The organism is Stutzerimonas sp. 21-1 (assembly GCF_056336065.1).
On sequence record NZ_CM150500.1, the window covers coordinates 1,795,002 to 1,809,581 of the forward strand.

10 protein-coding genes are annotated in these 14,580 nt (G+C 59.9%); 4 read left to right on the top strand and 6 right to left on the bottom strand.

Annotated features, from left to right (window positions below):
* Positions 1-47 precede the first annotated feature (47 nt).
* The 4 genes from clpX to AC0ZJQ_RS08810 all read left to right on the top strand — a co-directional run bounded on the left by clpX (position 48) and on the right by AC0ZJQ_RS08810 (position 6,300).
* A complete protein-coding gene (clpX, locus tag AC0ZJQ_RS08795; protein ID WP_008567895.1) occupies positions 48-1,328 on the top strand; it encodes an ATP-dependent Clp protease ATP-binding subunit ClpX in 1,281 nt (426 codons plus the stop codon).
* Positions 1,329-1,451: 123 nt separating this feature from the next.
* Positions 1,452-3,848, top strand: a complete 2,397-nt coding sequence (gene lon, locus AC0ZJQ_RS08800) for an endopeptidase La (RefSeq protein ID WP_237264779.1) — start codon at positions 1,452-1,454, stop codon at positions 3,846-3,848.
* Between the two features lie 133 nt (positions 3,849-3,981).
* A complete protein-coding gene (gene hupB / locus AC0ZJQ_RS08805) occupies positions 3,982-4,254 on the top strand; it encodes a nucleoid-associated protein HU-beta (RefSeq protein WP_237264778.1) in 273 nt (90 codons plus the stop codon).
* 201 nt (positions 4,255-4,455) lie between these two features.
* Positions 4,456-6,300, top strand: coding sequence for a SurA N-terminal domain-containing protein (locus tag AC0ZJQ_RS08810; RefSeq protein ID WP_237264777.1), 1,845 nt, complete (start codon positions 4,456-4,458; stop codon positions 6,298-6,300).
* A 63-nt stretch (positions 6,301-6,363) separates the two neighbouring features.
* On the opposite strand, the gene fabI is transcribed toward AC0ZJQ_RS08810, so the two are convergent.
* The 6 genes from fabI to AC0ZJQ_RS08840 are packed head-to-tail and all read right to left on the bottom strand — an operon-like array spanning position 6,364 to position 14,568.
* The gene (fabI, locus tag AC0ZJQ_RS08815; RefSeq protein ID WP_301617946.1) at positions 6,364-7,158 is read right to left on the bottom strand and encodes an enoyl-ACP reductase FabI; all 795 of its coding nucleotides are present in this window, start codon (positions 7,156-7,158) and stop codon (positions 6,364-6,366) included.
* Entirely contained in the window at positions 7,139-8,785 is a 1,647-nt protein-coding gene (locus tag AC0ZJQ_RS08820; protein WP_102828344.1) for an ABC transporter ATP-binding protein, read from the bottom strand. The genes fabI and AC0ZJQ_RS08820 overlap by 20 nt, the downstream gene beginning before the upstream one ends.
* A 1-nt stretch (position 8,786) precedes the next feature.
* Positions 8,787-9,806, bottom strand: coding sequence for an ABC transporter permease (locus tag AC0ZJQ_RS08825; protein ID WP_165595438.1), 1,020 nt, complete (start codon positions 9,804-9,806; stop codon positions 8,787-8,789).
* 1 nt (position 9,807) lies between these two features.
* A complete protein-coding gene (locus AC0ZJQ_RS08830) occupies positions 9,808-10,881 on the bottom strand; it encodes a microcin C ABC transporter permease YejB (protein WP_155552645.1) in 1,074 nt (357 codons plus the stop codon).
* Position 10,882: 1 nt separating this feature from the next.
* Positions 10,883-12,745, bottom strand: a complete 1,863-nt coding sequence (locus AC0ZJQ_RS08835) for an extracellular solute-binding protein (RefSeq protein ID WP_476477684.1) — start codon at positions 12,743-12,745, stop codon at positions 10,883-10,885.
* Positions 12,742-14,568: an extracellular solute-binding protein gene (locus AC0ZJQ_RS08840; RefSeq protein WP_476477766.1), complete on the bottom strand. Its 1,827-nt coding sequence runs from the start codon at positions 14,566-14,568 to the stop codon at positions 12,742-12,744. Before AC0ZJQ_RS08840 ends, AC0ZJQ_RS08835 begins: the two co-directional genes overlap by 4 nt.
* Between the last annotated feature and the right edge of the window lie 12 nt (positions 14,569-14,580).

The following is a 14,580-nucleotide window of genomic DNA, read 5'->3' on the forward strand; positions in this document are numbered from 1 at the left end:
GATTGCCTTCATCTTGTGTTTCAAGCCTTCCCGATTGGATTGTTCGAATGACTGACACCCGCAACGGCGAGGATTCCGGCAAACTGCTCTATTGCTCCTTCTGTGGCAAAAGCCAGCACGAAGTGCGCAAGTTGATCGCTGGTCCCTCCGTTTTCATCTGCGACGAGTGCGTCGACCTGTGCAATGACATCATCCGCGAGGAGGTGCAGGAAGCCCAGGCGGAAAGCAGCGCGCACAAGCTGCCTGCGCCCAAGGAAATCAGCGGCATTCTTGACCAGTATGTCATTGGTCAGGAGCGCGCGAAGAAGATCCTGGCGGTAGCGGTTTACAATCACTACAAGCGTCTCAACCAGCGCGACAAAAAAGAAGAAGTCGAGCTGGGCAAGAGCAACATTCTGCTGATCGGCCCGACGGGGTCGGGTAAGACTCTGCTGGCCGAGACACTGGCTCGGTTGCTGAACGTTCCGTTTACCATCGCCGATGCTACAACCCTGACTGAAGCGGGGTACGTGGGCGAAGATGTCGAGAACATCATTCAGAAACTGCTGCAGAAGTGTGATTACGACGTCGAAAAAGCCCAAATGGGTATCGTCTATATCGACGAGATCGACAAGATTTCTCGCAAATCCGACAACCCTTCCATCACGCGCGATGTCTCGGGCGAAGGTGTGCAGCAGGCACTGCTCAAGTTGATCGAAGGCACCGTTGCCTCCGTTCCGCCTCAGGGTGGGCGCAAGCATCCGCAGCAGGAATTCCTGCAAGTGGATACGCGCAACATCCTGTTCATCTGTGGTGGGGCGTTTGCCGGTCTGGAGAAAGTCATTCAAGCGCGATCGACGCGAGGCGGTATCGGCTTTAGTGCCGAGGTGCGCAGCAAGGATCCCGGCAAGAAGATTGGCGAGGCTCTGCGTTCGGTCGAGCCGGATGATTTGGTCAAGTTCGGTCTGATTCCCGAGTTCGTGGGGCGCTTGCCTGTGATCGCTACGCTCGATGAGCTCGATGAGCCAGCACTGATCCAGATTCTCACCGAGCCCAAGAATGCGCTGACCAAGCAGTACGCCAAGCTATTCGAGCTGGAGGGCGTTGATCTGGAGTTCCGTCCGGACGCGCTCAAGGCGATCGCCAGTCGTGCGCTTGAGCGCAAGACCGGTGCACGCGGTTTGCGCTCGATTCTGGAAGGTGTATTGCTGGACACCATGTATGAAATTCCCTCGCAGAAGGATGTCAGCAAGGTCGTCATTGATGAGAGCGTGATCGAAGGTGCGTCCAAGCCGTTGTTGATCTACGAAAATAATGAGCCGCCCGCAAAGGCTGCGCCTGACGCATGATGAACAAGGGGCCTGCGGGCCCCTTCGCATTTTGGGCAGCTTGTTTTTCATCGGGCATGCCCCCATCTTGTTGCCTAGGCAACCCGCCCGTTTTCGCCGTATGGCCGTCGTAGAGCAGAATTTATGAAGACAACCATCGAATTGCCCCTTTTGCCGCTGCGCGACGTCGTGGTTTACCCGCACATGGTGATCCCGCTCTTCGTTGGCCGTGAAAAATCTATTGAAGCGCTCGAATCGGCTATGGCTGGTGACAAGCAGATTCTGCTCGTCGCACAGAAAAACCCTGCCGACGATGATCCGGCCGAAGAAGCGCTGTACCGGGTCGGTACGATCGCGACCGTGCTGCAGTTGCTGAAGCTACCCGATGGAACGGTGAAGGTTCTGGTGGAAGGTGAGCAGCGTGGCGTCATCGAACGTTTCTTCGACGTGGATGAGCATTGCCGCGTCGAGGTTCGGCTGATCGACGAAACCGAGGCGGATGCTCGTGAGGCGGAAGTCTTCATCCGCAGTCTGCTTAGTCAGTTCGAGCAGTACGTACAGATGGGCAAGAAGGTGCCGGCAGAGGTGCTGACATCCCTGACCGGCATTGATGATCCGGCGCGCCTGGTGGACACCATGGCGGCTCACATGGCGCTTAAGATCGAGCAGAAACAGGCTATTCTGGAGATCACCGACCTTGCGGCTCGCGTCGAGCACGTCCTCGCATTGCTGGATGCGGAAATCGACCTGTTGCAGGTGGAAAAGCGTATTCGTGGTCGCGTGAAGAAGCAGATGGAGCGCAGCCAGCGCGAGTACTATCTGAACGAGCAGATGAAGGCCATTCAGAAAGAGCTCGGCGACATCGATGAAGGGCACAACGAGATCGATGATCTGAAAAAGCGCATCGAGAACGCTGGTCTGAGCAAAGATGCCTACGCCAAGGCCCAGGCGGAGCTGAACAAGCTCAAGCAGATGTCACCGATGTCTGCCGAAGCCACGGTCGTGCGCACCTATATCGACTGGCTGGTAAATGTGCCCTGGAAGGCGGCCAGCAAGGTGCGCCTTGACCTGGCCAAGGCTGAAGAGGTTCTGGATGCCGACCATTACGGCTTGGATGAGGTCAAGGATCGCATCCTTGAATATCTCGCCGTGCAAAAGCGGGTCAAGAAGCTGAAGGGGCCGGTGCTATGCCTCGTCGGACCGCCCGGCGTCGGCAAGACCTCGCTGGCAGAGTCCATTGCGCGCTCGACCAATCGCAAGTTCGTGCGCATGGCCCTCGGCGGGGTTCGTGACGAGGCGGAGATTCGTGGGCATCGACGCACCTACATCGGCTCGATGCCCGGGCGGCTGATCCAGAAAATGACCAAGGTTGGTGTGCGTAACCCGCTGTTCCTACTCGATGAAATCGACAAGATGGCCAGCGATATGCGTGGCGATCCGGCCTCGGCGTTGCTGGAGGTTCTCGATCCCGAGCAGAACCACAATTTCAACGATCACTACCTTGAGGTGGATTACGATCTTTCGGATGTGATGTTCATCTGTACGGCCAACTCGATGAACATCCCTGCGCCGCTGCTCGACCGTATGGAGGTGATCCGTCTGCCGGGTTACACCGAGGACGAGAAGATCAACATTGCTACCCGCTACCTGGCGCCGAAGCAAATCCAGGCTAACGGGTTGAAGAAAGGCGAACTCAGCATTGATGAATCAGCGATTCGCGACATCATCCGCTACTACACCCGTGAAGCAGGTGTGCGGAGCCTGGAGCGACAGCTGGCCAAGGTGTGCCGTAAGGTGGTCAAGGAGCATGCGACGCAAAAGAGCTTCCATGTCGACGTAACGGCTGATTCGCTGGAGCATTTTCTTGGGGTTCGTAAGTTCCGCTATGGGCTCGCAGAGCTGCAGGATCAGGTTGGCCAGGTCACGGGGTTGGCCTGGACCCAGGTCGGCGGCGAGCTGCTGACCATCGAGGCGGCGGTTGTGCCGGGTAAGGGGCGGCTCACCAAGACCGGCTCGCTGGGCGAGGTGATGGGTGAATCGATCACAGCTGCTTTAACCGTGGTACGCAGCCGTGCTCGGGCGATGGGTATTGCCCCGGATTTCCACGAGAAGCAGGACATTCACATTCACGTACCCGAAGGCGCAACTCCGAAGGACGGGCCCAGCGCTGGTATCGGCATGTGCACGGCTCTGGTCTCGGCGCTGACGCAGATCCCGGTGCGGGCTGATGTCGCGATGACCGGTGAGATCACCCTCAGGGGGCAAGTGCTCGCCATCGGTGGCTTAAAGGAAAAGCTACTTGCTGCTCATCGTGGCGGGATCAAGACGGTAATCATCCCGGAAGAAAATCAGCGTGATCTGAAAGAGATTCCTGAAAATATTAAGCAGGACCTGCAGATTAAACCGGTCAAGTGGATTGACGAGGTCCTGCAAATTGCGCTGCAATACGTGCCGGAGCCCTTGCCTGATGCGGCTCCCGAGATTGTTGCAAAGGAAGATACGCGCGAGTCTGATTCCAAGGAGCGAATCAGCACGCATTAGCCGGGGAGGCTTCCTTGACATATTTTCAGGGCCCTTGTTATAAAACGGCCCTTTATGTCAGTGCCGTTCCAGCACCGCTTTGCTTACACCCGAAAATTAAAGATACGACTCAACAGAAATAAGGGGACTTAGAGTGAACAAGTCGGAACTGATCGATGCTATCGCTGCATCTGCTGATATTCCTAAAGCTGTTGCTGGCCGCGCGCTGGATGCAGTGATCGAATCCGTCACCGGTGCCCTGCAGGCTGGTGATTCTGTCGTACTGGTTGGTTTCGGTACCTTTGCTGTCAAGGAGCGCGCTGCGCGCACTGGCCGCAACCCGCAGACTGGTAAGCCGATCAACATCGCTGCCGCAAAGATTCCGGGCTTCAAGGCCGGCAAGGCTCTGAAGGACGCCGTCAACTAAGCGTCTTTTCTATCCGGCTGGCGGCTGACACATGTCACGCTGGCGAGGCGGTTGCCGACAGTTACGATCTGTGGGTTAAGTGTTGGGATTCCCAACTGCCGCAAAACTCCGAGAAGGCGCATCCCTGGATGCGCCTTTCTTTTATCCAGTTCGACCCGCGTGCTGCGCAACCCATCGCGCCGCAGACTCCTTGGGGGACGCATGCTTCAGAACATCAGGGACAATTCACAAGGCTGGATTGCCAAGACCATCATCGGAGTCATCGTCGTGCTTCTGGCACTGACGGGCTTCGACGCGATATTCAATAGCGCAGGCAATGACAACAGCGCGGCTGAGGTTAATGGCGAGAAGATTTCTCGCTACGATCTCGATCAGGCAGTGAATATGCAGCGTCGTCAGCTCGCTCAGCAGCTTGGCGGTGATTTCGATGCCTCGCTGCTGGACGATAAGCTGCTTCGTGATGCAGCTCTGAGTTCGTTGGTCGAGCGCACGTTGCTGCTTCAGGGCGCACAGAAAAACGGCTTCGACTTTTCGACCCAGGCGCTGGATCAGTTGATCCTGCAGACACCCGAGTTTCAGGTTGACGGCGTCTTCAATGCTGCACGCTTCGATCAGGTGATCCAGCAGATGGGCTATTCGCGCCTGCAGTTTCGCGATCTGCTGAAACAGGAGATGCTGATCGGTCAACTGCGTGCCGGCATTTCCGGTACGGGGTTCGTGACAGAGCAGCAAGTCGACAATTTCGCCCGTCTGGAAATGCAGACGCGCGATTTCTCCAGCCTAATCGTATCTGCGGACTCGAGCGCAGTTACCCCTACCGACGATGAGGTTCGCAAGTTCTACGACGCGAACGCCGAGCGTTTTCGTTCGCCCGAGCAGGTTGTTCTCGAGTACGTCGAGCTGAATAAAGAAGCGTTTTTCGATCAGGTAGAGGTATCTGACGAGGCGTTGCAGGAGCTCTACCAGAAGCAGATTGCTAACCTGTCAGAGCAACGCCGGGCGGCGCATATCTTGATCGAAGGTAGCGATCCCAACGCAAAGAGCACGCTTGAGGACATCTCCAAGCGCCTGCAAGCCGGAGAGGACTTCGCAGCGCTGGCCAAGGAATTTTCGCAGGATCCGGGGTCGGCCAGCGAGGGAGGCGATCTCGGTTTTGCCGGTCGCGACGTGTATGACCCGGCTTTCGAAGAAGCCCTGTACGCGCTGCAGGAGGGCCAGGTGTCCGCTCCCGTGCAAACCGAGTTCGGTTGGCACCTGATCAAACTACTCGGTGTCCAATCGCCGGAGATTCCGAGTTTCGACAGCATGAAGCCGGAGCTGGTGCGGGAGCTCAAGGCGCAGCAAGTCGAGCAGCGATTCGTCGAGGCGAGCAAGCAGCTGGAAGATTCGGCATTCGAAGCTTCGGACCTAGCGCAGCCAGCGCAGGAACTGGGCCTTACTGTACAGACCACGCCAGCGTTTCCGCGTGAAGGTGGAGAAGGTATCGCTGCCAACAGGCAGGTCATTCAGGCTGCGTTCAGCGACGAGGTATTGGTCGACGGCGCGAACAGCTCGGTAATCGAGCTTGACCCGAACACCACGGTTGTCGTGCGGGTCAAGCAGCACCTTGAAGCAAAAGCACTGGAGCTCGATCAGGTGCGTGACGCGATCGTGCAGCAGCTGCAACGTAGCAAAGCTGCCGAGAAAGCACGTAGCGAAGGCGAGGAGTTGCTGACGAAGCTGCGCGATGGTCAGGTTGTTGAGCGGCAGTGGCAGGTCGTCGAGGCTGCTACCCGTAATCAGGAAGGTGTGCAGCCGGCCGTGTTGCAGGCTGTTTTTCGTATGCCCAAACCTGCCGCCAAGGATCAGCCGACCTATGCCGGAATGCCATTGGCCAACGGGGACTTCGTGTTGCTGCGACTCAATGGCGTGAATGAACCGGAGCAAGCACTTTCCGATGCGGAGCGCGATAACTATCGGCGCTTCCTGGCTTCGCGGGCTGGCCAGCAAGACTTTGCCGCCTATCGCCAGAAACTGCAGGAACAGGCAGAAATCGAACGCTACTGACGCACGATCCGCAGATACAAAAAACCCGCGTTAAACGCGGGTTTTTTGTATCTCGCGAAGCGATCAGTCTTCCAGAGAGCCCATTGCGGTGGTGTTGAAACCGCCGTCGACATAGAGAATCTCGCCGCTGATACCCGAGGCCAGATCCGAGCAGAGGAAGGCGCCGGCGTTGCCTACTTCCTCGATGGTCACGTTGCGACGCAGCGGGGTCTGCTTCTCGTTGGCAGCGAGCATCTTGCGGAAGCTGGCGATGCCACTCGCAGCGAGGGTGCGGATGGGGCCTGCGGAGACGCAGTTCACGCGGGTGCCCTCCGGGCCGAGGCTGGTGGCCAGGTAGCGCACGCCCGCTTCCAGCGAGGCCTTGGCCATGCCCATCACGTTGTAGTTGGGCATGGTGCGCTCGGCGCCCAGGTAGGAAAGGGTCAGCAGGCTGCCGTTACGGCCTTTCATCATTTCGCGACCCGCCTTGGCCAGTGCTACGAAGCTGTAGGCGCTGATGTCGTGGGCGATCTTGAAGCCTTCGCGGGTAGTGACTTCGGTGAAATCACCATTGAGCTGGTCGCCCGGGGCGAAGCCGACGGAGTGGACGATGCAGTCCAGGCCATCCCACTTCTTGCTCAGCTCCTCGAATACCTTGGCGATATCCGCGTCGTTGGCGACGTCGCAGGGGAAGCACATCTCGGCGCTGGAGCCCCAGCCGGCGGCGAACTCCTCGACGCGACCCTTGAGCTTGTCGTTCTGATAAGTGAACGCCAGTTCGGCGCCCTCACGGTGCATGGCGGCGGCGATGCCCGAGGCGATCGACAGTTTACTGGCAACGCCGACGATCAGTACGCGCTTACCGGTGAGAAAACCCATGTGCTTGTCCCTCTTCTGGTTGTTCGGCAGTGCCGGGCGCCATGAAGGCGGATTCCAGCAACTGCTGTGTATATGGATGTTGCGGTGCAGCAAAAATATCGGCGGCCGCACCTTGTTCCACCACCTGACCTTGCTTGACCACCATCATCTGGTGGCTCAGCGCCCTGACCACCGCCAGATCATGGCTGATGAACAGGTAGGTCAGGTTGTACTTGGCCTGCAACGAGCGCAGGAGCTCAACCACTTGGCGTTGCACCGTTCGATCAAGCGCCGAGGTGGGCTCGTCGAGCAGTATCAACGCCGGCTTCAATACCAGAGCCCGGGCAATGGCAATACGTTGCCGTTGCCCGCCGGAAAACTCATGCGGGTAGCGATGCCGGGTTTCCGGATCCAGGCCTACCTCCCGCAGTGCATCGATGATCACCTGTTCCTGCTCGGCCGCACTGCCCATGCGGTGGATGCGCAATCCTTCGCCGATGATCTGGCCCACTGACATGCGTGGACTCAGACTGCCGAACGGATCCTGGAATACCACCTGCATCTGCCGTCGCAGCGGGCGAATTTCGCGCTGCGAAAGCAACTGTAGATCGCGCTGCTGGAAACGAACGGCTCCGCGACTGCCGATCAGACGGAGAATCGCCAGACCCAGCGTCGACTTACCGGAACCGCTTTCACCGACAATGCCCAGTGTCTGCCCCTTTGGCAGGCTGAAACTGACGCCATCCACGGCTTTCACATGGTCCACGGTGCGCCGCAGCAAGCCCTTCTTGATTGGAAACCAGACGCGCAGGTCGTCGACTTCCAGCAGTGGCTCTGCCGCCTCGACCGCCAGCGGACTGCCGCTAGGCTCCGCCGCCAGCAGTTCGCGGGTGTATGGATGCTGCGGCGAGCGAAACAGCTCTTCACACGATGCCTGTTCGACGACACAACCGCGCTGCATGACACATACGCGATGCGCCACGCGCCGCACGAGATTGAGATCGTGACTGATCAGCAGCATGGCCATGCCCAGGCGGTTCTGCAGGTCGCGCAGCAGCTCCAGGATCTTCAGCTGAACAGTGACGTCCAGCGCGGTGGTCGGCTCGTCAGCGATCAGCAGTTCCGGCTCGTTAGCCAGCGCCATCGCGATCATCACGCGCTGCCGTTGCCCGCCGGAAAGTTCGTGCGGATAGGCACGGATGCGCTCGCGCGGATCGGGAATGCCTACCAGCTCGAGCAGCTCCAGGGTCCGAGCGGTAGCGGCCTTGCCGCGCAGGCCCTTATGGATTTCCAGCACTTCGTTGATCTGCCTGCCGACCGTGTGCAACGGGTTGAGCGACGTCATCGGCTCCTGGAACACCATTGCAATGCGATTGCCGCGAATGCCGCGCATACGCTTCTCGTCGGCCTGCAGCAGGTCTTCGCCGCCATAGAGAATCCGCCCCGCAGGGTGGCGCGCCAGCGGGTAGGGCAGCAGGCGCAAAATCGAATGTGCGGTGACCGATTTGCCCGAGCCGCTTTCACCGACTAACGCGAGTGTCTCGCCCCGGCGGATATCGAAGCTGACTCCCTCGACTACACGCTGGGCCTGGCTGCCGTGGGTGAACTCGACGGCGAGTTCGCGTACTTCAATCAGATTCTCGGCCATCCTATTTCCTCGGATCGAAGGCATCGCGGGCGGCTTCGCCGATGAACACCAGCAGCGTCAGCATCAGCGCCAGCACGACAAAGGCACTGATACCCAGCCACGGCGCCTGCAGGTTGGATTTACCCTGAGCGACCAGTTCGCCGAGCGACGGCGCGCCCGGGGGCAGACCGAAACCGAGAAAATCCAGAGCCGTCAGGGTGCCGATGGCGCCGGTGAGGATGAATGGCATGAAGGTCATGGTCGAAACCATGGCGTTGGGCAGGATGTGGCGGAACATGATCGCACCGTTCTGCATGCCCAGCGCGCGGGCCGCGCGGACGTACTCCAGGTTGCGCCCGCGCAGGAATTCGGCGCGCACCACGTCCACCAGGCTCATCCAGGAGAACAACAGCATGATGCCCAGCAGCCACCAGAAATTCGGCTGCACGAAGCTCGCCAGGATGATCAGCAAATAAAGCACCGGCAGGCCCGACCAGATTTCCAGCACTCGCTGGCCGACCAGGTCCACCCAGCCGCCATAGAAGCCCTGTAGCGCACCGGCGATGACGCCGATGACCGAGCTGATCAGCGTCAGAGTCAAGGCGAACAGCACCGAAATACGAAACCCGTAGATCACCCGCGCCAGTACGTCGCGGCCCTGATCGTCGGTGCCCAGCCAGTTGTGCAGCGAGGGCGGCGCGGGTGCCGGAACCTGCAGGTCATAGTTGATGCTCGAATAGTCGAACGGAATCGGCGGCCAGATCATCCAGCCATCGCCGGCCTCGATGAGCTCGCGGATGTATGGACTCTTGTAGTTGGCCTGTAGCGGAAATTCGCCGCCAAAAGTCGTTTCCGGGTAACGCTTGAACACCGGGAAGAACCATTCACCGTCATAGCGCACGACAATCGGCTTGTCGTTGGCGATCAGCTCCGCGCCCAGGCTGAGCACGAACAGCGCAAGGAAGACCCACAGCGACCACCAGCCACGCTTGTGCGCCTTGAACAGCGCCAGCCGACGCTGATTGAGGGGAGACAACTGCATATCAGGCCTCCCTGCTTTCGAAGTCGATGCGCGGATCGACCAAGGTGTAGGTCAGGTCGCCGATCAGTTTTACCACCAGGCCGAGCAGGGTGAAGAGGAAGAGGGTGCCGAACACCACCGGATAGTCGCGATTGATCGCTGCCTCGAAACTCAGCAGGCCGAGGCCGTCCAGGGAGAAGATCACCTCGATCAGCAGCGAGCCGGTGAAGAACATGCCGATGAACGCCGACGGGAAGCCGGCGATGATGATCAGCATGGCATTGCGGAACACATGGCCGTAAAGCACACGGTTCTTGCTCAGGCCCTTGGCGCGGGCGGTGATCACGTACTGTTTGTTGATTTCGTCGAGGAAACTGTTCTTGGTCAGCAGCGTCAGCGTAGCGAAGTTGCCGATGACCAGTGCGGTCACCGGCAGAGCCAGATGCCAGAAGTAGTCGAGAATCTTGCCCCCTAGACTGAGTTCCTCGAAGTTACCGGACGTCAGACCTCGTAGCGGAAACCAGTTCCAGTAGCTACCGCCGGCGAACAGCACGATCAGCAGGATCGCAAAGAGGAATGCCGGAATCGCGTAGCCGACGATGATCGCCGAACTGGTCCAGACGTCGAAGGTGCTGCCGTGGCGTGTGGCCTTGGCGATACCGAGAGGGATCGACGCCAGATACATGATCAGCGTGCTCCACAGCCCGAGCGAGATCGATACCGGCATCTTCTCGACGATCAGCTCGGTGACCGACGCATCGCGAAAGAAGCTCTCGCCGAAGTCCAGCCGCAGGTAATTGCTGAGCATGATCCAGAAGCGCTCGGCGGGCGGTTTGTCGAAGCCGTAGAGACGCTCGATCTCGGCCACCAGCTCGGGATCCAGGCCTTGCGCGCCGCGGTAACTGGTGCCCGCTACGGAAACCTCCGAGCCGCCGCCGGCGATCCGGCTGGTGGCACCTTCGAAGCCTTCCAGCTTGGCGATGGCCTGTTCGACCGGCCCGCCGGGAGCGGCCTGAATGATGATGAAGTTGATCAGCAGGATGCCGAACAGCGTCGGGATGATCAGCAAAAGACGGCGAACGATATAAGCCAGCATTTCAGTGCTCCGTCTCGCCGGCCGGCTTCCCGCTGCGCTCGTCGACGGGCTTGGCGACCGGGGCGGCTGCGTCGGGTTTCTTCCACCAGGTCATCAGGCCGATATCCTGCCGCGGCGTGGTCTCAGGGTGCGCAAGGTGATTCCAGTAGGCGACGCGCCAGGTCTTGATATGCCAGTTGGGAACCACATAGTGCCCCCAGAGCAGGACACGGTCCAGCGCGCGCGTGCGGGTCACCAGTTCCCGGCGCGAGTCGGCGGCGATCAGCTGCTCCACCAGGCTGTCGATGGCCGGGTCCTTCAAACCGATGAAGTTGCGGCTGCCGGGGTTGTCGGCGCTCGCCGAATGCCAATATTCGCGCTGCTCGTTGCCGGGCGAGTTGGACTGGCCGAAGCCGCTGACAATCATGTCGTAATCGCGTGAGCGCAGCCGATTGATGTACTGCGAGACGTCCACGCGGCGGATCTCGAGCTCGATCCCCAGTTCGGCCAGGTTGCGCTTGTACGGCAGCAGGACACGCTCGAACTCGGCCTGTACCAGCAAAAATTCCAGCTTCATCGGCTTGCCATCGGCATCGACCATTCGATCGTCCCGCACCTGCCAGCCGGCTTCGGTGAGCAGGCGGTAGGCGCGGCGTTGCTGCTCGCGAATGATGCCGTTGGCGTCGGTCTTGGGCAGGTCGAAGGGCTGTTCGAAGACTTCCTCCGGGATCTTGCCGCGCAGGGGCTCGAGTAGTTTCAGCTCCGCCTTCTCCGGCAGGCCGCTGGAGGCCAGCTCGGAGTTGTCGAAATAGCTACGGGTGCGGGTATAGGCGCCATTGAACAGCTGGCGATTGGTCCATTCGAAATCGAACAGCAATGCCAGCGCCTCACGAACCCGACGGTCCTGCAGCAGGGGGCGGCGGATATTGAAGATGAAGCCCTGCATGCCGGTCGGGTTGTGATTGGCAATTTCCTCCTTGATGATCCGGCCGTCACTCACCGCAGCGATGTCATAGGCGGTTGCCCAGTTCTTCGCACTGGTCTCCAGCCAGTAGTCGAAGTGTCCGGCCTTGAATGCGTGCAAGGCCACGGTGTTGTCGCGGTAATAGTCGAAGACCAGACGGTCGAAATTGTAGAAGCCGCGATTGACCGCCAGATCCTTGCCCCAGTAGTCCTTCACCCGGGCGTAGCGGATGGAACGGCCCGCCTGGACTTCCTCGACGCGATACGGTCCGCTGCCCAGCGGCGGTTCCAGGCTGCCGGAGGCGAAGTCGCGACCTTCCCACCAATGCTTGGGCAGTACCGGCAGCTGACCAAGGATCATCGGCAGCTCGCGGTTGCCGGCATGTTTGAAATCGAAGCGCACGCGACGCTGGCTTTCGGCTGTCACCTTCGCCACATCGGCGTAATAGCCGCGGTAATGCGGCGCGCCCTGGCTCATCAGGGTCTCGAAGGTAAATACCACGTCCTCGGCGGTCACCGGCTGGCCATCGTGGAAACGCGCCTGCGGGCGCAGATGGAAGCGCACCCAGCTGTTGTTCGGACCCTTTTCGATCTTCTCGGCAAGCAGGCCATAGACGGTGAATGGCTCGTCCAGACTGTTGGTGGTGAGCGTGTCGTAGATCAGACCGATGTCGTCGGCGGCGACACCCTTGTTGACGAAGGGATTGAGCGAGTCGAAGCTGCCAAATCCGGCCTGACGCAGCGTGCCGCCCTTGGGGGCATCGGGATTGGCGTACTCGAAGTGGCTGAAGTCGGCCGAATATTTCGGCTTCTCGTCATAGAGCGTCAGCGCATGACGGGGCGCGGCGTCGGAAAGCGCGGCGACGCAAAGCAGACCGAACAGTCCGCTGCGAAGCAGGGCGGGGCGGATGTAAGTGATCATTTGGCTGTCTCCAGGTCCTTCAGCCACCAGGTGCGCAGCCCCAGTGTGTAGGGCGGCGTGGCGGCATGGGCGAACCGGTTGCGGTAGGCCAGGCGATGATTGCTGATGAACCAGTTGGGAATGGTGTAGTGATTCCACAGCAGGACGCGATCGATGGCACGACTGATCGCCACCTGCTCGTCACGTGTGCTGGCAGCAAGGAGTTTCTCCAGCAGGGCGTCGACCACCGGGTTGGCGATACCGGCATAGTTGCGCCCGCCCTTCACATCGACCTGACTGGAATGGAAGTACAGCCACTGCTCGATGCCGGGGCTGAGACTCTGCGCCAGGGTGGTGAGGATCATGTCGTAATCGTATTGGTCCAGACGCTGCTTGTACTGGGCGCCGTCGACGGTGCGCAGGTGCGCCTGGATGCCGATGCGCGCGAGATTCGCCACATAGGGCTGCAGGATTCGCTCCAGGCGCGGGTTGACTAGAAGAATCTCGAAACTCAGCGGCCGCCCGCTGCGATCGAGCAGGTACTCGCCCGAGAGTTTCCAGCCGGCTTCGGCGAGCAACGCCAGCGCTTGGCGCAGCGTGTCGCGCGGGATGCCATGGCCGTCCGTGCGTGGCAGCTGGAATGGTTCGCTGAAGAGCCTGGCCGGCAACTGTTCGCGAAACGGCGAGAGCTGCAGCCACTCGCTGCCTTCCGGTTTACCGACCGCGGCGAATTCGCTGTTGGGGTAGTAGCTCTCGCTGCGCTGGTAGGCGGAGTAGAACAAGGCCCGGTTGGTCCATTCGAAATCGAACAGCATGCCCAGCGCTTCGCGCACGCGCTGGTCGGCGAATGCCGGACGGCGGTTGTTCATGAACAGCGCCTGGGTGTTGCTGGGAATCCGGTGAGGTATCTCGGCCCGGATGATCTCGCCGCGCGCCAGCGCCGGGAACTGGTAGCCATTGGCCCAGTTCTTGGCCTGATGCTCGATGAAGAAATCGAACTCGCCGACCTTGAACGCTTCGAACGCCACCGTGTTGTCGCGATAGAACTCCACGTCGACGCGGTTGAAGTTGTACTTGCCGCGATTGACTGCCAGGTCTTCGCCCCACCAATCCTTTACCCGCTCGAAAACCAGCTTGCGTCCGGGCAGCACCTCGACCAGGCGATAAGGTCCGCTGCCGAGCGGCGGATCGAAGGTAGTTGCCTTGAAATCGCGACCTTTCCAGTAGTGCTGCGGCAGTACCGGTAGCTCGCCGATGCGTTGGATGAGCAGTGCATTCGGCTGCTCGAAGACGAAGCGGATGCGATGGCGCGAGAGGATGTCGATCCGCTTGACGCCCTGCAGGTTGGTCCGATAACGCGGGTGGCCGTCGCGGGTCAGCAGCCGATAGGAGAAGGCGACGTCATAGGCGGTGATCGGCTGGCCATCGTGAAACCGCGCCTGCTTGCGCAGGTTGAACACCACCCAGCTTGGGTTCTCGCTGTACTCGATCGATTCGGCGATCAGCCCGTAGCTTGACGCCGGCTCGTCTCCGGAGGGGTCGTAAAAGCCAGTGCCAACCATCAGCGGCTCGTTCAGCTCGCTGATGCCATATTCGAGGAAATCCGGAGTGGCACTCGGGCTGGTGCCCTTGAAGGTATAGGGATTGAGCGTGTCGAACGTGCCGAAGGCCATCAGCTTGAGAAGGCCGCCCTTGGGCGCTTCGGGATTCACCCAATCGAAATGGGTGAATGTCGCCGGATACTTGAGGACGCCGAACTGCGCATAACCGTGGCTTTCGCTGATGGTTGCGAGGGCGGGAAAGCTCAAGACCAGGCAGGTGAGTAACGAGAACAGGCATCGCATCAGGCTGGGAAT

Bases quoted from the DNA above. Each gene is read 5' to 3' on its own strand.
- lon (WP_237264779.1), top strand. From the start codon at position 1,452: ATGAAGACAACCATCGAATTGCCCCTTTTGCCGCTGCGCGACGTCGTG.
- AC0ZJQ_RS08810 (WP_237264777.1), top strand. From the start codon at position 4,456: ATGCTTCAGAACATCAGGGACAATTCACAAGGCTGGATTGCCAAGACC.
- AC0ZJQ_RS08825 (WP_165595438.1), bottom strand. From the start codon at position 9,806: ATGCAGTTGTCTCCCCTCAATCAGCGTCGGCTGGCGCTGTTCAAGGCG.
- fabI (WP_301617946.1), bottom strand. From the start codon at position 7,158: ATGGGTTTTCTCACCGGTAAGCGCGTACTGATCGTCGGCGTTGCCAGT.
- AC0ZJQ_RS08820 (WP_102828344.1), bottom strand. From the start codon at position 8,785: ATGGCCGAGAATCTGATTGAAGTACGCGAACTCGCCGTCGAGTTCACC.
- AC0ZJQ_RS08840 (WP_476477766.1), bottom strand. From the start codon at position 14,568: ATGCGATGCCTGTTCTCGTTACTCACCTGCCTGGTCTTGAGCTTTCCC.
- clpX (WP_008567895.1), top strand. From the start codon at position 48: ATGACTGACACCCGCAACGGCGAGGATTCCGGCAAACTGCTCTATTGC.
- AC0ZJQ_RS08830 (WP_155552645.1), bottom strand. From the start codon at position 10,881: ATGCTGGCTTATATCGTTCGCCGTCTTTTGCTGATCATCCCGACGCTG.
- AC0ZJQ_RS08835 (WP_476477684.1), bottom strand. From the start codon at position 12,745: ATGATCACTTACATCCGCCCCGCCCTGCTTCGCAGCGGACTGTTCGGT.